The sequence below is a fragment of the Paenibacillus bovis genome (genome assembly GCF_001421015.2).
In the GTDB taxonomy this organism is placed as follows: Bacteria; Bacillota; Bacilli; order Paenibacillales; family Paenibacillaceae; genus Saccharibacillus; species Saccharibacillus bovis.
On record NZ_CP013023.1, the window covers coordinates 4,453,104 to 4,473,035 of the forward strand.

Genomic DNA, 19,932 nt, shown 5'->3' on the forward strand with positions numbered 1-19,932 from the left:
AAATTGTTATAGCTGATCAATAAATACATCCTTTTCCAATCACCAGCTACTATTTTATGATGAGCGTGTCTCGTCCAAAATATCGGCGTATACAAAATGATATAATGAATAACAAATGATTTTACATATAAGCGGCTTACAGGAGGAATAGAATATGGACGCCAATATTGAATTATTACTGGAAGAAACCTGGGAGCAGCTGGAATCCCTCTCCGAGCGTGAGCAAAAGCGAATTAGCGAGTTCGGCCGACGCAGTACGCTTCAGGCAGGGATTCACGATTATATCCGTATCGGCTACCGCAAAGGTAAAAACAACTGGACCAGTGGCCAAATGTTTATCGAGATTGAAAGACCTTTTTCCTGGAGCGATTCGGCGTATCCATGGGACACGGAAGTGGATATCGAAGCGATCACCGACGAGATGCTGCTTCAGGAATGGCTGCCGGCTTTGCGTAAGCGGCTGGAGCCGGTCTTTTATGAAGATCATCTGGGATCACAGTATTATGATTACAAGCTGGAAGTTTCCTTATATATTGAACGCGCGCTCGTTGAGGATACGCTGCAGCATACCGAATACTGGACGAATGAGTCCAAGCAGCAAGCGCTGCATCTGGCAATGGAGACATTTATCCGGGATAAAGTAGAGAGTCCTCCGCCTCTGTATCCCAAAGAGCTGGACCTGTTCTTTTTCAGTGAACTGCTGTTGAATGATGATATCTGGGAGCGCCGTACCGACCGGATCATCGAGCTGGCCACGCAGCTGGACCACAAACTAAAGCCTATCCTTAAACTGCGTGCCGAATGGGATCGCCATCTAATCTCTGCGCTCCGTACATGGGCCAATGAACAGTACCTCCCTCTTTACTTTGATGCAACAGGCAGCTATGCCGAGCCATTCCGTCTGAAAGTGGATGCCGATTCCCGTCCGGTCAATCCACAGGAACTGGAACTGCTCCTCTATGCTGCGCTGTGCGTAGGAAGACAAAGTGCTGACGAACGGCAGCAGTATCTGGAATATGCTGCACAATTGGGCTCCGATAAAGCAGCCCGTTATCTCAAGGAAGGCAGCGGCCAGGTCGAGAGTTCCCGCAAAAATGACCATATCCATGGTAAAGCCAATGATATTTTACAGCTGATCGAGATCAAGCTATTGAATGAAGGTTCAGCAGCTTACCAGGAAGCCATCACCTACATTTGTGATCTGCTGCGCCAGGGATTCCCGCGCGAATACAAACTCAAGCTTGGCAGCAAAACCAAACTGTTTTTGCCTGTAAAAGGACTGGCCAAATCGCCGCTGCACCGCCTATTTGCTGCAGCTATGCAGTATCCTGAGCTGTATCCGCTTATCGCTGATTATGCACAGCTTGCGATGCAGGAGTTTGCCTGGTACAACGATGTAGAACCCGGCGAGAAGTCTGTTATGCCGGGAACGTATGCGGTATTGGGACTGGGGCTGCACAGTGATGCTTATTTCCCACTGCTGATCGACTACATGAAAAGGGTAGATACCGAGCATCAGATGGCTCATAACAGCTATATCCAGACTTTTATCGAGACTCATGAAGTGGAACCACAGCTGGTACCTGTTCTGACTGCGATCTTATTAGGTAGCGGTCAGTCCGCACGCCCGGTCAAAGCCCTCGCTGATCGCTGGAATACACCGGAGCTGATCCTTGCTTTGGATCAACAGCTCACTATGCTGGAGGACTATCAGCAGGAACATCTGCTGTATCTGATCTTTGGCAGCACAAGCAAGCAAAAGAAATTCCTGCAGCATGCCAGTCAGCTGAGAGAACAAAGCTAGTCTTTTATGATGGATAATCTATGGATCGGTTCGCTGATACAAATAGCTTGTCATGAATCTATTTCACAACCATTCATTCTTGATATGGAGAGAGAGGGAATTCTTATGGAATATAAGACAGCTACTTTGGAACATTTGCCAGCAATAGTACGTTTACTAGCAGAAGATGAACTGGGAGCTTCGAGAGAGCGTTTTGAAGATCCGTTGCCGGAAGAATATCGGACAGCTTTTGCCAAAATCCAGCAACAGTCAGGCAACTCGATTGTCGTTGCTGTTCATGATGAGGATGTTATCGGATGTCTTCAACTGACGATCATCCCCGGTCTCTCCAGACTCGGGATGACACGCGGTCAAATCGAAGGCGTTCGTGTGGACAGCCGCTATCGCAGCCAGGGAATCGGAGAAGCATTACTGCGCCATGCTATTGAAACCGCTCGGGAAATGGATTGCCAGCTGATTCAGCTGACAACCGATAAGAGCAGGAAGAGCGCACATCATTTTTATGAAAAGCTTGGATTTGTCGCCAGTCATGAAGGGATGAAGCTTGCGATCGACAATTATATAAGTTGAGTACACGTATAGCATCCGACGAATCGCTTTCTACTGCTGTAATCTACAGTGAATAGGTGCAAACGATATATATGGACCTGCAGAATCTCTATTGTCAGCTTTTCTCCAAAGCCAGCTGCCAGGCTTCTGTTACCAATACTGCCTGTTTGCTGCTGCTTTCTCCTCCGCCTTCGGTTGTCCAGAGCGGCGGGTAGTAGGCAAATATCTGTCCCACTTCCAGCTGCTCGGTCTGCTGCTTCCAGTTCTGCCAGCGGAATGTCTCGTAAAATTGCTGCAAATCACCGGCTGCCAGCCAGTTGATCCATTCCGAGTATGTCAGTTCAGTCGCTTCCCATTCCAGCGTATCCGGTGCAAAATAACAAATCTGTCCATCTGTCGTATCCAGCGCAAAAAATCCGCCTGCTGCATCATAGGCTACCAGCAGTTTGCCTGTCAGTGTCTTCACAGGCAGCTGATCCTCCAGTCCATTCCATGAACGAAGATTGCCGTATACTTGTGCATGTCCTGCACCCAACAGTGTAATCCAGCCATGATCCAGGCACATACCGCCAGCTTCATAAGCGATTGCGCCCAGATAGGAACGTGTACTCACCTGAAGACAACGCAAGGTCTCTTCTCCTTCGCTGCGGTCGGCAGGCCATATGGTATATGTATTCGTGCCTTCGCCAAACAGCTGTACAATTTCTTCCCAGGCATGATTGTCCCGGTCAATTAATTCTTGTGCAGATAATACGGACATATCCATCTCTCCTTTGGGTTGAATTACTTTATAGTAGAGTATAACAGAATAGTAAAGTATAACAGACCTGCCAAATAGTAATCTATTCGTCTTCAATACCTACGTTGGTCTGTACGCTGGATGGTATACTATAATGGTGTTACAGATACTTATTCATACGCATGAAGCCTATTGAAAGGAAGTGGTCCAATGACGGATTTTAGTAAATTACATACCTCTATTCTTTCCTTTATTCAGCAGCAGGATCTGTACAATCAATCATACGGACTGTTTGACGATTCTTTTATTCGTGCCTATTCCGAGCCGATTCAACTAGAGATTGATGATCGTATTCCGCTGTCTCCCGAGCTTCACTACCTGTACAGTCATTTTGAAATGGTCGATGAAAAAGCGGCTGGCTCAATAAAAAGTGCAGCAGTGCTGATTGGAAACGGTATTTTGCTAAACTTTGCAGCGCCAGAGTATCTGTACCGCCAGCAGCTCGGCTACCGCTGGATTGGAGCTTCAGATTCACCAGAGGAATCAACAAATTGGCCATCCCACCATGTGGTAATTGCCAATTATAATGATGATCCGCTGATTGTGGATACCAGCAGAGCGGACTCTCCGGTATATGCTGCTTTTGAAGGCAATGACCCTGAGCTTGTAGCCTCATCCCTGGCTAATTTTTTTGCGGCTCTGGTTATTATGATTGAAGCGGCTGCTGTCCTGCAGGGAGAGATTACAGATGAAGAGACAGACGAGATCAAGACCGAATATACGGAAATGATCGAACCGCAACTGCTCGAACTTCTGGGCGAACAGCAAATGAATGATCTGTTTGTGTATCTGGGCTTAAACTGGTAATAGACTGGACAGCAAGGAGGGGTATAGATGATTTATGCAGCTTTGCTTCGCGGCATTAATGTTGGCGGTAATAATAAAATCAATATGAAATTGCTCAAATCCACTTTTGAACAAGCCGGGATGACTCGGGTGACGACCTATATCAACTCGGGAAATATTATTTTCGCCAGTGAGCTGTCTGCGCCTGAATTGTCTGTACAGCTGGAGCAGGCGATAGCCGCCGATTTCCAGCGCGATATTCCGGTAATGGTACGTTCGCTGCCAGAAATGGAAGCTGTTATAGCTGCTGTGCCGGAGAACTGGACGAATGATGAACAGATGAAAAGCGATGTACTGTTTCTGTGGGACGATATCAATAACAGCTCTGTGCTGGAGCAGATACCGCTAAAGCCGGAGATGGGCACATTATTGTATATTCCCGGCGCCTTACTGGTATCTGTTCCCCGGGAAAATGTCACGCGAAGTGGCATGAACAAACTGGCTGCTTCCAAACTGTACCGGTACATGACGATACGCAATGTGAATACAACACGCCAGATTTACCGGCTGATGTTGGCAGCTGGTGAGCAGGAAGGGACTTGATTGGAGCATCTTCCTAAGTATCCTTTATGCTTGCCATAGCTACTCTGATGATTCCTTTGTCGGTCCTCTTTTGAGGATGTTTGTTCTAACTATTTGTATCGTACGGATCAATAGAAGGATCGTACATTTATTTCAATTGGATGAAGCGAAGTAAAAAAATATGGTGAATATTACAATATCTATTGTTAATTCAGGAGGTTAAGCGCATGGCTGGAGAACCGATATTACTGAATCAGGGGCAAAATACCAACCTACCACCCGGCAGTATGCTGGATGTAATTATTCAATGCAGTGCTGCACCTTCTGCGCTGGATATCAGCTGCTTTATGGTCAATGACGAAGGTAAGGTCCCTTCCGACGAGTATTTTATTTTTTATAATCAGAATGTAGATCCTCACCAATGTGTGCAGCTGGTAGAAGCGAACGAACAGCATTCCCGCTTTCAATTGGATCTGAACAAACTGCTGCAGACTCCTGTCAGCAAATGCGTATTTACAGCTACCCTGGAGGGTACAGGTACATTCGCTCAGGTGAGCGGTTGCCAGGCAGTATTACAAATAGGCGGACAGCAAATTACATATACCCTATCCGAGGTGACCGCAGAAACGGCACTGATATTGATTGAAGTCTACAAGTATAAAGACAGCTTCAAGGTACGGGCGATTGGCCGGGGATTTTTCGGTGGATTGCAGCCGCTCGCGGAGTCCTTTGGTGTAGAGATCGAGAGCAGCGATACTTCGCAACCGCAAGCCGAGGCTTCGACGACTGCACCTTCCGTTGCACCGGCAGCAGCTTCCCATCCTTCTGCCGGAATCCCCTCCTCTGCCGCTGCTCCTTCGTCGGCAGCAGAGCCCCCAGCACCCAAATTAACGACATCGCTAACCAAGATCGATTTGCTTAAAAAGAAAGTCACCCTGTCTCTTCAAAAGAAAAATGTATCGCCGATCCAGGCACGGGTAGCCGTGGTATTCGATGCTTCCGGTTCCATGTACTCCCTTTACAAAAAAGGGATTGTACAGGAAGCTTTTGAGCGTGTACTGGCGATTGCAGCCGCTTTTGACGATAATGGTGAACTGGATGTGTGGTTTTTTGCCAAGGACTTTTTGCGTGCACGGAGCGTACGGGCAGAGGATTACGAGAATTATGTAGAACGTGCCTACAAGCTGGGCAGCAAAGGCGGAACCAATAACGAGCCGCCGGTCATGGAGGATGTTATACGTAAATATACCAAAGAAGAACCCAATGTACGCATCCCTACGTATATTATCTTTTTCAGTGACGGTGGTGTCAGCAGTAAGAGCAAAATCGCCAAGCTGATCATCGATAGTTCGCGCTATAATCTGTTCTGGCAGTTTGTCGGACTGGGTAATGCCAATTATGGTGTACTCCGGGAACTGGATGATCTGAAAGGCCGCTTTGTCGATAACGCGAATTTCTTTGAGCTGGACGATATTTCCAAAGTCAGCGACGAGGAACTATATGATCGACTGCTCAGCGAATTCCCGAGCTGGATCGAGGAAGCCAGACGCAAAAGTATTCTTGCCTGAGTCTGCGATCGATGAAACTGGGTTTTCTTTATCAAGCAATGATACAGCCTAATGTGCGTTTATGCTGCTTTTATGGATTACTGTCATATGAGCTTTCCTATGAGACATTACTTGGTAATTTCAATAAAAAGGACTCCCGATCATACACGACGGAGTCCTTTTTTACTTTATACTGTCTATTTTATTGAAACGGAAAGTCATCCCACCAGTTGGTTCGTCCCTGCTCGCGTTCTTCCAGCACATCTTTTTTGTCGTACTGTATTAACAGCTGATGGAACTGCTTCATCATACGCGGAGTTTTCAGTTTGGCATAGGCTCGCTTCAGCGACGGATTGCGCAGCAGCGGTTCATAGGCAGCTACCTTCATCTCCCATGCCTCGCGGTGGGTAAACTCGATCAGACCCGGAGCATATTCCAGCGTATGGATATCCCGCAGACCTTTCATATTATCAAGAGCAATCTTGCGCAGTCGAGGCAAATCGGCAAAAGAAGGCAGCTCCCGGATATGCGGTAGCGCCTGCAGAAAAAGATACTGTAACCCAGTCAGCGAAGCGATCACCGTGATATCCTCCAGCCCCTTGATTTGGGACAGCTGCAAATAACGGATCGATTCCTGGGCTGCCAGCGCCTTCAGATCCCGAATGCCGCCAAGGCGAATCGTCAGGTCTTGCAGATTCTGCAGCGGCTGGACAAATGCAAGATCCGGTACCGTGATTGACTGTAAAGTGAGCTGCTGCAGCGTAGATAATTGTCGGATAATATCCAGACTTTTGTGATGGCCGTCTATATGCAGATTCTGAAGCTGACCAAATCGTGACAATACCTGTAGATCCGGCTTGCGGGACAGTGTCCGGCCGATATGCAGATCGGTAAGTGTAGATGGCACCTGTTCCAGAATATCCAATTCTGTCAGTGTGGCAAGCGACAGCTGCAGCTGATCCAGTCTGCCCAGCGAACCCAATGCATCCAGATTGCGAATTTCTCCTTCACATTCCAGCGACAATCTGCGCAGCTCCGGCAGCCATTCCAGAAAACCCAGATCGCCTACCGAATCATAAAATCCATATACACGCAGCCGCACATCCTGACGTACGGCAAATAGATGCGTATTCAGCAGCTTCCAGCTGTCCGGTTCCAGCGCTTCTGCCAATTGAATGATACGCAGATCAGGATGATCGGCTAACTCGCGTACCTCTGCCCCGGTTAATGATTTTTCAATCTGAATCGTATCCGGGTGGATCGTCTGATACATATACGGCCTCCATAACTTGGAATCAAATGGGCGATTTACCCATCCAGTGCTTCACGTCCGGTACACAGCTCCAGCAGGGAGTTGGCTGCATGCATACAGTCTTCGAATCCCAGATTGCCGGAGCTTGCCAGAACGATCGGATATTCCCCATTTACCCGGCCGGCACGCATATCGAACAAATAATGATTCCCGCCACCATCCATGCCAAAAGAAACAGCTCCAGCCATATAATAAGGTATTTCATAGACCAGATTCATTTCTCGCAAATCTTCTGTACCAAAAAACGCGAAATTACGTTCACCGGTCTGAAACTCGCCGCCATTGGCATAAGCCAGCAGCTGAAGATAGCTGTCCGGCAGCGGTTGCTGCGGCAAACGCCATGTTGAAGGGTCCAGCGGCTTGTACTGACTATGCAAAGGAGAGCTCACCGGGAAAGGATTGGTCTGTCTGCTGCTGTATTCGTAAATTTCTTCTGCGGTGAGACTGCGATTCCAGCTATCCCGGAATTCCCGGATAGTTGCAGCAGAAGCCGGTTCCTCTTTTGTAAATTGGTATTCAAATATCGAATTCCAAGCATAGCGTTCATTCATGATGGTTCTCTCCTTTTGTAGCCCTGATTTCTTCTAAAAGATGACTGAATTCACTGCTGCCTGCGCCGTCTGCAGCAAAGCGGCGTACAGCTGCGCAGAAATACGTTCATACTCTTCGCTCTTGTCATGGAGATGTGCCGAATAAGGAGGCTCATCATTCCACGAGCCCATGGCTCCGAACACCCATGTCTTGTAGACCGCATTGAGCAGGCGCCGTGCTTCGTCGCTGTACACATCCGGCAGATCAAAAGCCAGTTTTGGAGCTGAGGCGCCGTCCAGAATCGCAATACCGGGATCAAAAAAATTCTGCTTCCAGAAGGACTGTTCGATATCTTCCGCCAGCGCAGCAATCTGCTCCAGCGATTGCCTGAACTGCTTGCCTACCTCACTCAAAGGCAAAAAAGCCCTTTCGGACGGCTGTCCCAACTCCTGCTCTTGCTCGGTATATGTAATATTCCAGCGCACCGAGGAACGGAACTGTCCACTCTCCCAGTGCGGAATCCAGATCCGGTTCTGCTGTGCTCCAAGAGTGATTATACCGGCTCTTGCACCACCGCCTGCGAATCCACTCGTCTGCCACTTTTCTTCCGGTTGGCTGCCGCTGACCATCATCAGGCGCTGGCATCCATTACTGCGCAGCTGCTCCAGCCAGTCTGTCCATTGCCAGCTCTGTGATCCATCCGTAAAAGTAACATATATACTGTTGGTATGCTGCAGTTCCTTGCTCGAAGCATCGGCACCATGAATCAGATAGCCATTGCCCAGAGAAGTGATCAGCAGCAGCTGATGAATTTCTCCATTCATGAACCCAGCCTCCATTTGCCAAAATAGTGTGCGACTGCTCTGGTGTCATATCTATCCTGACCCTGCCAGACAGCCATCGCTCTGAAATCATTATCGCCGCCCCTGCCGATGCGCGGCGTATCCTGTGCCTTGAGAATCCCGGCATACCCGAGTATTTCCATAACTGCATCCCGCTCATATTTGCTGGACGGAAAAATATCTTTCCAGCGTTTCTCCAGCTTGCGGGCGCTGTCTGCTGGATCACATTGCTTCACCTGTTCCAGCATCTGCCGGAATAGCTGTACATCCTCTGCTGTCGCAGCACCATGCTCCTCACGGCTGAACAATTCCAGATCCAGCCAGCAGTACAGCAGCCAGTTCAATCGTACACCGCCCCATTTGATCCGTTCAAAATTAAGTACATTCAGATCTGCATCTACATAGCTGCGATCCGACATAAGCCCTTGAAAATTGCAGTCGCCACAGCTGCTTGTATTGGTATGTACGGATTTGCGCTGTTCATACGTATGCAGCGGCAGCTCCGCCGTAAGCGCCCAGCTGGACAATGCACTGCGCAGATGTATCCGGCGGGTAGACAAACTATGCAAAAAGGCTTCGCTCACCTGTTCCAGCGTAATCCGCTGATGAAGCTCATTCAGACGCTGTACCAGTTCATCATGCGTAATCGTCAGCGGGTCGAACATAACACCCTGACTGCGGGCATACTCAAAATCTTCTCCCTGCAGCACTGGCGAACCTAGTTTCCAGCCACCAGTTTGCCAGAACGTTTTGATGAGTATTTGTTTTGCTTTTTTATCCATAAGCTCCTCCGTCCATGATCGGTTTTATGTATTGTATTTATTTTACTACATTCGATCGCTTGTACAAAAAAAGCCCTGATCCCTTTTTTCTATAAACTGCTGCTGTATAGCACAGATAGCAGCATCCAAGGAAAAGGAGATCAGGGATCATGCAGCGGCGCGGACTATTTTACCGTAATAATCACCCGCTGATAATGTTTGAGGGTATGCGTACCGTTATCCTGAACTTCAGCGATCATATGGATCGTATCACCGGATTTGGCATCTTTGGGAATCTGGAATTTGACGGTCGGGGTATTACTGTTTTTCAGCCCTATGGTATTACGCTTCTCGCCTGCCGCAAGCGGACGGTGAATACCCAGCAGCAGTCCATCTACTGCGTCCTTCTCTTCAGCAGCAGGCTTCACGCGAGAATCATTATACGTATCTGCTTCATAATAACGCCACCAGCGATAACTCAGCTGGTCGCCATCCGGATCGCTGCCTATCGCATGCAGTGTAATATACTGACCCTGCTTGGCAGTCAGATTCAATCCTTCTTTGACTTTGAGCGTGGGGTTGTGATTGGCATCTTTGTATTGTGAAGCAATTGCCCAATCTGCACGGGCTGCAAAATCATTCTGGATATCATCAAACCAGCGCGTTAATGAATACTCCGATTCATAGCGGCCAGTATGTACATCATAATCGAGCACATTGTTACGATACAGCTTGTCATTGACCTGACCGAAACGGCCTCCCCAACCGCCATAGCTTGGATTTTCCATACTGCGCAGTCCGTTATCGATCAAGTAAAAGAACGATGGCGAGTCCCCTTCGGAAATAAAATCATACCGATCATACTGCGGATTGTTCTGCAAATAGGATCCACTGCCGCGCTGTTCTTCAGCGAGTTCTCCATCGATCATTTTGCCGTCACCCATCAGGGCATACAGATTCAGCAGCGGACCATGATTATGCTGGATATTCTCGTAGTTCCATGCACCATGCAGCTTGCTGTTCACAGCTTCGGTATGCATTTTCCAGGCATAAGCAAAGTGCCAGAAGTTCGATTGATCATTGATGATACGGATATCCGGCCAATTCTTGGCGATATAATCGTTATAACTGTCGTCTTGGTCCAGGATAATGTACAATACCAGCTTGTCGCTGACTTTCTGCTGAATAGTGGACCACTGATCCGTTCCTTTATATTGTTCTTCAATCGATTTCAGTGCTCTAGCTGTTGTATTGGTACCGCCCCATGTCTGCACGTACAGATCACGCGGGTCATTGTCCAGGAACAGCTTTTTCAGAAATTCGGAACCTTCGGTAACCTGCTCCATCTCTCCCTTGTATGAAATATTGCCAATCTTGATTACGCTGCGAATATAATCTGGCGTTGGATAACCACCGGCATGCTTGCTCAAGTTGGGATAAGCCTGTGCATAGGCATTGGTCATATCGGTCAACCACTGGGTGCCGGTCCAGCGATAAGGCTCAATTCCTTTCGCAGGATCACCTGCATAATGATAGACCGAGCTAGTCAATACAATGCCGGCCAGATCCACTTCATTGGCATACAGGAAAAAGCGCAGCATCGAGTTCATATCATCTACTTCACCATCATTGGTAATAACCGTTCGTGCTTTCTGCTGCTGAACAGATTGTCCGGCAGCTAACGAAGCGTTCTTGTTCTCGGCAGGTACTGATGCAGCTATCGCCTGTCCGCTTATACCACTTGTGAGCAGTACACATAGATTCACTGATAATACCATGTTGACCCACTTGCTTTTTCTCATCATGCTGACCCCTTTTCCCTTTATATACTGGAGGATTGTCTGCCCTTCGGCTATAAACGCAAAAAAACCCGGATACCACTGTGCTCCATAGCATGGAACATAGTCGTACCCAGGTTTTGCCCGCATTCGCAGTAACAATCCTTTGGCCATTACCATAACATGATAATTTTCGATTGTAAACGCTTTTATACTGTCTCTTTTGTCACAGATCCAACTGCCATGAACATTATCGATCCTGCATCAGTACAGGAATGCGATCAGGTATCGGTTCGAACATCATCCCATTCTTGATCCAGATAGCCGGTCAGCCAGTTCAGGGCATAATGCCGCTCATGCACTACACCGGCATCCAGACCGCCCGGAATCGGTCGCTGATGTACCCGACTGTCCACACATGCCCAGTCATATCGATAAATCAGATCGGCTGCATCCAGAATTTCGGATGCTATTCGCAATTGCGCGCCATCGCGAAAAGCGGCAAAACTGTCAAACTGCTGTACAATCGATACTGCTTCCGGTACATCGCAGATTTGTGTAGGCTTTTCCAGTGAATCGATATAGCCGAGTGCCCATAGCAGTACCCACAACGCTTCATAACGCCAGGAGAAACGCACAACATCATCCTCTCCCGGCTGCTCCTGCTCGATAAATGCTTTTTCCTCCGCGGTAAAAAAGCGATCTGCCTTGTACTGCTGGATAATCTGGCTGATTAATTCCCGGGTTGCTGCTGCAGTCTCGCCTGCACCGACACATTCTCCTTTGACAGCAGTAATGCAGACAGCGACTGCACGTTCTGCTACTTGGTCCCGTGTACGAATCCGGCTGGCCTGCTCATCTCCCAGCCGTGCCGGAAGTGTTGTATTGATCGGTATACCCTGCTTTTCCAGATATGTATTGGAGCGCTGTTTGCGACTCTCTCCAGTCGGCGTAATTTGAAACTCGTTATGCAAATGACTCGTATGCGCAGTAACGATATAATCCTCCACACCGGAATTGCCGTTTGCATCCAGCACCAGCTCTCCCTGACCATTTAGCAATTGACCGCCTCCCCAGAACAACAGCCCATCCAGCGAACGAACAATATGCAGTAGTTCTCCGTAAAACTCTTCCGAAATGTCTTCTTCTGTCTCGATACCGATCACCATATTGAGGGTACTCAGTTTGAGCAATACTTTTTGCTGCACCTGCTTGTTCACAGCCGGTACCTGATAGAAAAATCCGCCCATCCCATCGATCATGGCGCTGAACTGCGCAGGCTCGGTCTGACTGGTCATGATATTGAATCCTTTTCGGGTCTTTTTGCGGAACAGTCCACCCTGGATGACTTCGATATGGGTTCGATCGGGTTTTACTGTCATTTTTTGATCCTTATACAAAGTACGCATTATTTCTTCCAGCTGCTTCAAGTCCGGTATGGAACTGTAAATGGCTGCATTTTTCATCATTCAACCTCCTGTGATCATTCATGATCTTTTATCGCTGCAATTCGTCACAACTAATCATTATACCCGGTTATGTCGCAGCGATGTAGTTACAGATTGTTTTTTTGTTTGATCCACTTTTGTTGATCTCTGCTGCAGATTTGACCTGCGCTTAACTCCACGCTAACACTGTAGGACTATACTGACCATTATACCTGCGATCGTACACGTTATCTTCTATCGCTTATTTCAAATTCACAGTACTCAAAGGATGGTTAGTCATATGGGAATTCACGCCTATTTCCGCTCACTCGATGATCTGGAACGTATTATTCGCTGCCCGGGCAAATTCAAATTTGAACAGCACAGCGTGTCCGCCCACTCCTGGAAAGTGGTGCAATATGCCAAAACACTGGCAGATATCGAGGAAATGCACGGTGTCTCTATCGATTGGAAAAAACTATATGAGATTACAAGCAGCCATGATTATGGCGAGATTTTTATCGGTGATATCAAAACACCGGTCAAGCACTCTTCTCTCGAGCTGCGCTCCCTGCTGCAAAAAGTAGAAGAAGGCATGATTGAGCATTTTATCGAAGAAAATATTCCGGATGATTTCAAGCCGATTTTTCGCAAACAGCTGCATGAAGGCAAGGATGATTCGGTCGAAGGCATGATCCTGCAGGTCGCCGACAAAATGGATCAGGTCTACGAAGCTTTTTCGGAGCTGCAGCGCGGCAACACCGAAAAAGAATTTATCGCTATGTATCGTAATGCGCTGGTCAAAATCAAGCACGTCGATCTTCATTGTGTCGATTATTTTCTGGAAAATATTTTGCCGGATATGGTACATGAGGGCACATTTTCCACGATCGATATTAAGCGGATTACAGAGGAAGCACTGGCACTCTGAGCGATTATCCGTATTATATCTGCAGTCTCTATACATCTCCCTGTTGTTTCTAACCGGCCTGGGCCAATACTATGGCTATTGTCCGGATTGAATGCAGGCAGGTGTTTTTTGGCGTAGAATTTCATCCAGGATCGTAATAGATGAAAACGCGTATTTAAAGTATCGCTCTTTATTTTGCCACGTATATTCGTAAGCGTTTCCTTTTTGGTTCATCTTTATTTTATGATTTTCATCATTTTTGTATTATTTTAGGCGAAATTGTTACAAAAGACTTAATAAATTGACGAATCATGTCGATATAAATAATAGTTCCAAATACCTGTTATTTATCAAAACCATTACTTTTAGACTGGAAAACATCCTTTTACTTATCAATGCTGCTGATTACGTTTTTACCCAGCCAAAGGAGGAATTATCATGATAACACATAACCGCAGAAAAACCCCGTTCCGTTATGTATTAAAAGAACCTGTACCTTTTGCCCTGCATATTCTGCAAGTCAATGGCAAGAATGTTCATTCCAAGCCGATCCAGGCCCTACTGCTGGATCTGAGCAGTGCAGGCTGCCGCCTGTCCGTCCCTGTAGATATTCAGGCAGATCATCAGGAAATCCGTGTCAGCATCCATATGCTGCTGCATGAAGAACCGCTATATCTGGAAGGCCGTCTGAAATGGAACCGTACAGAATCTGGACGCTACCATTATGGAGTAGAGATCGAATTCCCGCCGAACGGACGCGATCAGCTGCTTCGTGAACTGCGCATTCTTGCCAGCAAAAACAAAATTATTATCACCTGATACATTCAGCTATTTTACTGTTCTGTACTTCCTTCCTTCTACTCTATTCCTGTGTATCCGGTGATCATATCCACCTGTACGTAGCGGTTTACTTGAAAATACGCTGTCGCAAGCATACAATAAAGCAGCAGATTTCTGTATAATTATGCGGTAACGGAGGAGTAAAGGCATGAGTGAGACGAAGAGTAAAGTAGCTGTAATCACCGGTGGTGGCAGCGGACTGGGACAGTCTGTAGCTATCAAACTGGCGGAATCAGGCATCAATATCAGTATTGTTGATATTTCGGAAAAGGCAGGTCAGGAGACGATTACGCTGCTGAAACCATACGGCATCAATGCTATTTTTATTCAGGCAGATGTCAGCCGGGCTGAAGATGTCAAAACGTATGTAGATCGTACTGTAGAACATTTTGGTACCATCGATATGTTTTTTAATAACGCAGGTATTTCCGGACCCGGTACCCTGTTTGCAGAAAATACGATTGAGCAGATCAATCAGGTAGTCGGCATTAATCTGCTGGGCGGATTGTACGGCATCAAATATGTACTGGAAGTAATGTTGAAGCAGGGCGGCGGTTCGATAGTAAATACTTCGTCGACCGCCGGACTGGTAGGTCAGGCCACTGTCGGTTCTTATTCGGCCACCAAGCACGGTGTTATCGGAATCACGCGTACAATCGCTGTTGAATATGCCGATAAGGGTATCCATATTAATGCGATTGCTCCCGGTACTACCGAGACGCCGATGGTCCGGCAATATCGTCTGGATAACCCCGAGACCTTCCAGACTGTAGAAAATGCTATTCCGCAGCGTCGCCTGGGGCAACCCGAAGAGATCGCCGATCTGGTCGCTTTCCTGCTCAGTGACCGTGCCCGTTATATTAATGGCGCCGTCATCCCTATCGATGGCGGATTTACCGCTCAATAATTATCAATATATCACTCGTACATAATTAAAGGACTCCGACAGCAAATCCGGTATCCGCCTGTACATTTGCGAAATGCACCGTCTCTAATGACGGTGCATTTTTATTTCTATATGACTACCGGACATTCACGCAACCGCTTGATATCGCTTATTGGCGGAAGACCGAATAACCGGGCATATTCGCGGCTGAACTGAGATGGGCTCTCATACCCGACCCGGTAGCCTACTTCCGCTGCATCTGCGGCTTCTGACAGCAGCAGGCGACGCGCTTCCTGAAGCCGTACCTGCTTTTGGTATTGCAGTGGACTCATACCTGTGACTTCCTTGAAATAACGATGTAGTGAAGAACTGCTCATGCTGGCTGCTGCTGCCAACTCCTCGATACGCAGCGGCTGATCGTAGTGCTGCTTGATCTGCTTGATGACTCCGGCAACCCGGGACGTATTGCTGCCGGTCACTGCCAACTGACGTAATATATCTCCCTGTTGATCCTGCCAGATACGATACAGAATCTCGCGAATCAGCAGCGGTGCCAGTACATCGATATGATCCGGCGTTTCCAGCAGTCTGACCAGCCGTAGCATTGCATCGGTCAATCCCAAATCTGTCCGGCTCACACACAGCGCACGTTTTGCCGGGGATGCTGCAGCCTGCAGTTCAGTCTCCTGCACCATCTGCAGAATCTGCGCCGGATCAAGATCCAGCCGGACTGCCAGATAAGGATGTTCATGATCCGCATCGATAACCTGACCGGAAATAGGCAGATCGACCGAGACGAGAAAATAATCCAGCGGGCCATATTCGTAACTCTCCTGTCCCAGCAGCACCTGCTTACGCCCCTGAGCTACCAGACAAATCGCCGGTTCGTAGATCATATGCACCGCATTGGTCACTTCACTATTGCGAATCAGAGTCAGGGATGGAATCTTTGTCGGCTGAATTCCTTCCTGATCCGTCCATCGTTCAATCTCACCTGCCAACTCCTGCAGGCGATCACGGATTCTCTGATCGGTATCTATCGTAGTCATCTTGCTTCCTCCTGTCTGGACAGAATATATGGAATAAACATTTCTTAATAAGCCATTCTGACTAGAATCCATCTGTTCAATTTGATTCCTACTTTAACCAATTTGCGAGTTTCAGGCAAGAATCCGGGCTGATCTTGCTACCGTCTCCTACAGGACCTGGTTCATAATAAAGACATCAGCAAGCGGCAGTATTCACGAGCTTCATATCCTGTTTGTCTCCTGCAAGCATCCTGTACTGCTGTCTATCACGTCGCTGCAATTTTAGTATAACCAGCAAAGGAGAGATTACCATGTCCCAACCACCTGTATCCACTCATCCGTATATCGGCCTATGGGTAACCGAAGATGGGAATATCCGTCACGAATTATTACCAAATGGACGCTATGATGAAGCCAGAGGATCGATTACTAGTGCTTATACAGGCAGTTATACGATAACCGGTGATCATATTGACTATATCGATGATACCGGTTTTACCGCTGACGGCGATTTTCGCGAAGATGTACTTTATCATGCCGGGATGATTCTTTACCGTCAACAGTAGTACTCATCGAATCATAAAAGATAGATTCGATGATAGATACACGTCTATACGGTCCAATTAATTACACTGTCTGGGATATGTACCGTACACAGGTCCACATATGGAATTTTTCAAGTGATCCTTATCAATATCAATCCCTTTGACACCTTCTCAATATCCTTTCGATAATTTTCAATATCCTATCAGGGATATTAACGACTCTTGTTATCTTCAAATGACACTTTAAAAATATATTTTACAGGAGGAATAATTATGTCTAATTTGAATAGAAAAGTGGTAGTTATTACAGGGGCGAGCAGTGGAATCGGAGAAGCAACTGCTCGTCTGCTCGCTGCCAAAGGAGCACATGTTGTTCTGGGAGCTCGTCGTACCGAACGTCTGGAAGTGATCACTTCCGAGATTGAGGCTACCGGTGGATCAGCAGCTTATATGCAACTGGATGTCACCCGGCTGGAGGAAATGGAACAGTTTATCCAGTTTGCTGTCCATACTTTCGGACAGGTGGATGTACTGCTGAATAATGCAGGAGTCATGCCGCTCTCTACTCTTGAAGAGATCAAGGTCGAAGAATGGAATCGTATGATTGATGTGAATATACGTGGAGTACTGCATGGTATAGCAGCAGGATTGCCACTGATGAAAAAGCAGGTCAACGGCCATTTTATCAATATCGCATCTATCGGCGCCTACAGTGTTACGCCTACAGCAGCAGTCTACTGTGCGACCAAATATGCTGTCAAAGCGATTACAGATGGACTGCGCATGGAGACAGATTCCAGCATACGAGTCACGCTGATATCTCCGGGAGTCACCGAGTCGGAGCTGGCAGATACCATTTCCGATGAACATGCCCGTCAGGCAATGAAAGAGTATCGCCGGGTTTCGATTCCGGCATCGGCTATTGCCAACGCTATTCTGTATGCAATCGAGCAGCCTGCAGAAGTGGACGTAAGCGAGATGATCATCCGTCCGGCTGCCAGCATTCACTAAATGTACCCACAGTACAAATGCATTAGCAATGCAAACTGTGCTAATCCCAGTAGCATTGGAGATATACAATAATTATAATCATGCGCCGATTATGATAATCTGTTGATGTATGTATTTATTTTTATGCATGAATGATCTATAGCATATAAAAAAGCCCCTGATCCAGGATCGGGGCTTCTTTTTCATATTAACGCTGTATGATATCAGCATAGCATCTTAATATACGGTTGTGATATTGCTTCCGGTCTTAGTACCGATAAGTCCCGGTTTGCTGACGCTTGGGCCCGTTTTCTTTAAAGGCACGGATAAAGCGTGTCGGGTCTTTGCGAATAGTGTACGAAAATACTCCTTTGCTCGTATGCAGGTAAAACAATCCTTCGCCTGCCCCGAGTTTGCGATAGGACATATCGAATATATCACATAATGGAAATTCCCTGCGATGGGTAATCAGGCGATCTTCATACAGCACCATTTCCCGTTCATCGGTCAGGTATTTCTGCTCGCGGCCTGTAATCTCACGCTCGATTTTGTAATAAGGCTGTACGGCGATCTGCTTCACTGCAACCCCTGCCTTCCCTTCGAGTATTCAGCGCAAGTGGAGCACACAACATGATGACTACGCTGACAGATCATTAGTATTTCGGCTTCCTAAAATGAAACGTGATCCTATCTCTAATTTATATCGTCTTATTACCCAATTATTCGGCGGCGCCGTCAGTATACATAAGCCTTTTTGGAATAAAATCCGGAAATGAGCTATTTTTTACATAACTCTTGATTTGGTAAGATTTTATTTTACATAGAGTTTACGAAAAAAGCCCTCTCAGGTGGTCTGACGGGCAATCAGCTTGTATTTCAGTGGTTCCGGCTGCAGCAGCGATTCCATCTGCTGCTTGTTCAGTACCGCCCATAACCGGCAAAAAGCATGGGTAGCCTGCTCGGCTATCGGATTATGGATAGTCGTAATTCCGAGGGTATCCGCCAGCTCCGTATTATCAAAACCAACAATCGCCAGCTGATCCGGGATAGAGATCCCCTGCTTGTTCGCTTCGGATTGGATACCAATCGCTACATAATCATTGGCACACAGCACCGCCTGAGGAAGCTCTGCATCTGCAGCCAGCTGACGCAGTGCCTGTTCTCCGTCGGTTGGGGTAAATACCGAATACCGGTACCAGTCTGTCCGTACCGGCAGATGGTGCTCCTGCATAAACTGCTCATAGGCTTCACGCCGACTCTGGGTATTCAGGCTCTCCACCCGGCCAAACAGATTGGCGATCCGCGTATAGCCCCTGGATATCAGATGTTCCAGAGCAAGCCGGTACCCTTCCGCCTGATCCATGGCAACAGAAGGAATCTCATCGCTGCCCATCCGCTGCCATGAGACGATCGGTCCATACTCGCAGTAGGCTTTGAGCAGTCGGGGTTCATTGACACAGGTAACGATTACCAGTCCATCGACTCTTTTGCTGCGCAGGTCTTCGAAAGCACGCAGTTCATTTTCCTTATCCCCGCGTGTCGTATATATAATTGTCTGAAAGCCGTAATCCATGGCGATATCTACAAATTGATTCAAAAATGACAGTACAATCTCGCTTGTACTGGCCATCACAATACCGATCTGATGCGTCTGCCCGGTCGACAGGGAGACCGCATTCCGATTGGGCACATAGTTAAGCTGGTTCATAATATCCGTGATTTTCTCTCTCGCTTCCGGGCTCACATGGCGCGAATGATTGATTACCCGGGATACCGTTGCTCTGGAATAACCGGACAATCGAATAATCTCATCGAACTTGGACATCGGACTTCCCCTTTTGTTTCTGAATAAATGAACTTTGTAACTAAACTTCATGCTCCTCCTGCCTATCCGTCTCCAAAAAAAGATAACGAATATCAGGGCATAATCATCTTTATTGCAACTTGCGGGTTGACATGTAACCCGTTACAACGATTACGCTTGAAAAGCAGTGCTGCTAACAGTGTAGCACAAA

General features: G+C 47.3%; 20 protein-coding genes. 10 read left to right on the forward strand and 10 right to left on the reverse strand.

Going from position 1 to position 19,932, the window contains the following annotated elements; all coding sequences use genetic code 11:
• The first annotated feature begins 154 nt into the window (after positions 1-154).
• Together AR543_RS19030 and AR543_RS19035 are read left to right on the forward strand one after the other, a co-directional pair.
• The gene (locus AR543_RS19030) at positions 155-1,804 is read left to right on the forward strand and encodes a DUF6138 family protein (protein WP_060535972.1); all 1,650 of its coding nucleotides are present in this window, start codon (positions 155-157) and stop codon (positions 1,802-1,804) included.
• 105 nt (positions 1,805-1,909) lie between these two features.
• Positions 1,910-2,374 (forward strand): GNAT family N-acetyltransferase, encoded by a 465-nt coding sequence (locus AR543_RS19035; protein WP_060535973.1) that lies wholly within the window; start codon positions 1,910-1,912, stop codon positions 2,372-2,374.
• A 94-nt stretch (positions 2,375-2,468) separates the two neighbouring features.
• On the opposite strand, the gene AR543_RS19040 is transcribed toward AR543_RS19035, so the two are convergent.
• Positions 2,469-3,113, reverse strand: coding sequence for a DUF2625 family protein (locus tag AR543_RS19040; RefSeq protein ID WP_060535974.1), 645 nt, complete (start codon positions 3,111-3,113; stop codon positions 2,469-2,471).
• 189 nt (positions 3,114-3,302) lie between these two features.
• On the opposite strand from AR543_RS19040, the gene AR543_RS19045 reads away from it, so the two are divergent.
• From AR543_RS19045 to AR543_RS19055, 3 genes are all read left to right on the forward strand, one after another.
• Positions 3,303-3,959 (forward strand): hypothetical protein, encoded by a 657-nt coding sequence (locus tag AR543_RS19045; protein ID WP_060535975.1) that lies wholly within the window; start codon positions 3,303-3,305, stop codon positions 3,957-3,959.
• A 27-nt stretch (positions 3,960-3,986) separates the two neighbouring features.
• Positions 3,987-4,541, forward strand: coding sequence for a DUF1697 domain-containing protein (locus AR543_RS19050; protein ID WP_060535976.1), 555 nt, complete (start codon positions 3,987-3,989; stop codon positions 4,539-4,541).
• A gap of 206 nt (positions 4,542-4,747) precedes the next feature.
• Complete coding sequence (locus AR543_RS19055; RefSeq protein ID WP_060535977.1) at positions 4,748-6,088, forward strand: VWA domain-containing protein; 1,341 nt, start codon at positions 4,748-4,750, stop codon at positions 6,086-6,088.
• Positions 6,089-6,269: 181 nt separating this feature from the next.
• Here the strand turns inward: AR543_RS19055 and AR543_RS19060 are convergent, their stop codons facing one another.
• The 6 genes from AR543_RS19060 to AR543_RS19085 form a co-directional block, all read right to left on the reverse strand.
• Complete coding sequence (locus AR543_RS19060) at positions 6,270-7,340, reverse strand: hypothetical protein (protein WP_060535978.1); 1,071 nt, start codon at positions 7,338-7,340, stop codon at positions 6,270-6,272.
• A gap of 35 nt (positions 7,341-7,375) precedes the next feature.
• Positions 7,376-7,930, reverse strand: coding sequence for an SMI1/KNR4 family protein (locus AR543_RS19065; RefSeq protein WP_060535979.1), 555 nt, complete (start codon positions 7,928-7,930; stop codon positions 7,376-7,378).
• 33 nt (positions 7,931-7,963) lie between these two features.
• Complete coding sequence (locus tag AR543_RS19070) at positions 7,964-8,734, reverse strand: hypothetical protein (protein ID WP_060535980.1); 771 nt, start codon at positions 8,732-8,734, stop codon at positions 7,964-7,966.
• On the reverse strand, positions 8,731-9,534 hold the full coding sequence (locus tag AR543_RS19075) for a hypothetical protein (protein ID WP_060535981.1): 804 nt from the start codon (positions 9,532-9,534) through the stop codon (positions 8,731-8,733). The genes AR543_RS19070 and AR543_RS19075 overlap by 4 nt, the downstream gene beginning before the upstream one ends.
• A 164-nt stretch (positions 9,535-9,698) precedes the next feature.
• Positions 9,699-11,315: a DUF1593 domain-containing protein gene (locus AR543_RS19080; protein WP_060535982.1), complete on the reverse strand. Its 1,617-nt coding sequence runs from the start codon at positions 11,313-11,315 to the stop codon at positions 9,699-9,701.
• Positions 11,316-11,572: 257 nt separating this feature from the next.
• Entirely contained in the window at positions 11,573-12,760 is a 1,188-nt protein-coding gene (locus tag AR543_RS19085; RefSeq protein ID WP_227871783.1) for a DUF4272 domain-containing protein, read from the reverse strand.
• A 259-nt stretch (positions 12,761-13,019) separates the two neighbouring features.
• Between AR543_RS19085 and AR543_RS19090 the strand changes: the two genes are divergently transcribed.
• The 3 genes from AR543_RS19090 to AR543_RS19100 all read left to right on the forward strand — a co-directional run bounded on the left by AR543_RS19090 (position 13,020) and on the right by AR543_RS19100 (position 15,375).
• On the forward strand, positions 13,020-13,649 hold the full coding sequence (locus AR543_RS19090; RefSeq protein WP_060535984.1) for a YfbR-like 5'-deoxynucleotidase: 630 nt from the start codon (positions 13,020-13,022) through the stop codon (positions 13,647-13,649).
• 417 nt (positions 13,650-14,066) lie between these two features.
• Positions 14,067-14,447, forward strand: coding sequence for a PilZ domain-containing protein (locus AR543_RS19095; protein WP_060535985.1), 381 nt, complete (start codon positions 14,067-14,069; stop codon positions 14,445-14,447).
• Positions 14,448-14,616: 169 nt separating this feature from the next.
• Positions 14,617-15,375 carry an SDR family NAD(P)-dependent oxidoreductase gene (locus AR543_RS19100; RefSeq protein ID WP_060535986.1) on the forward strand — a complete coding sequence of 253 codons (759 nt, stop codon included), beginning with the start codon at positions 14,617-14,619 and terminating at the stop codon, positions 15,373-15,375.
• Between the two features lie 107 nt (positions 15,376-15,482).
• Here the strand turns inward: AR543_RS19100 and AR543_RS19105 are convergent, their stop codons facing one another.
• Entirely contained in the window at positions 15,483-16,403 is a 921-nt protein-coding gene (locus tag AR543_RS19105; RefSeq protein ID WP_060535987.1) for an AraC family transcriptional regulator, read from the reverse strand.
• A gap of 290 nt (positions 16,404-16,693) precedes the next feature.
• Between AR543_RS19105 and AR543_RS19110 the strand changes: the two genes are divergently transcribed.
• Positions 16,694-16,948, forward strand: a complete 255-nt coding sequence (locus tag AR543_RS19110; RefSeq protein WP_060535988.1) for an Atu4866 domain-containing protein — start codon at positions 16,694-16,696, stop codon at positions 16,946-16,948.
• Between the two features lie 252 nt (positions 16,949-17,200).
• Entirely contained in the window at positions 17,201-17,938 is a 738-nt protein-coding gene (locus AR543_RS19115) for an SDR family oxidoreductase (RefSeq protein WP_060535989.1), read from the forward strand.
• A 247-nt stretch (positions 17,939-18,185) separates the two neighbouring features.
• Here AR543_RS19115 and AR543_RS19120 read toward each other — a convergent pair whose 3' ends face one another.
• Together AR543_RS19120 and AR543_RS19125 are read right to left on the reverse strand one after the other, a co-directional pair.
• Positions 18,186-18,497: a hypothetical protein gene (locus AR543_RS19120; protein WP_060535990.1), complete on the reverse strand. Its 312-nt coding sequence runs from the start codon at positions 18,495-18,497 to the stop codon at positions 18,186-18,188.
• Between the two features lie 264 nt (positions 18,498-18,761).
• Positions 18,762-19,742, reverse strand: coding sequence for a LacI family DNA-binding transcriptional regulator (locus AR543_RS19125; protein WP_060535991.1), 981 nt, complete (start codon positions 19,740-19,742; stop codon positions 18,762-18,764).
• Between the last annotated feature and the right edge of the window lie 190 nt (positions 19,743-19,932).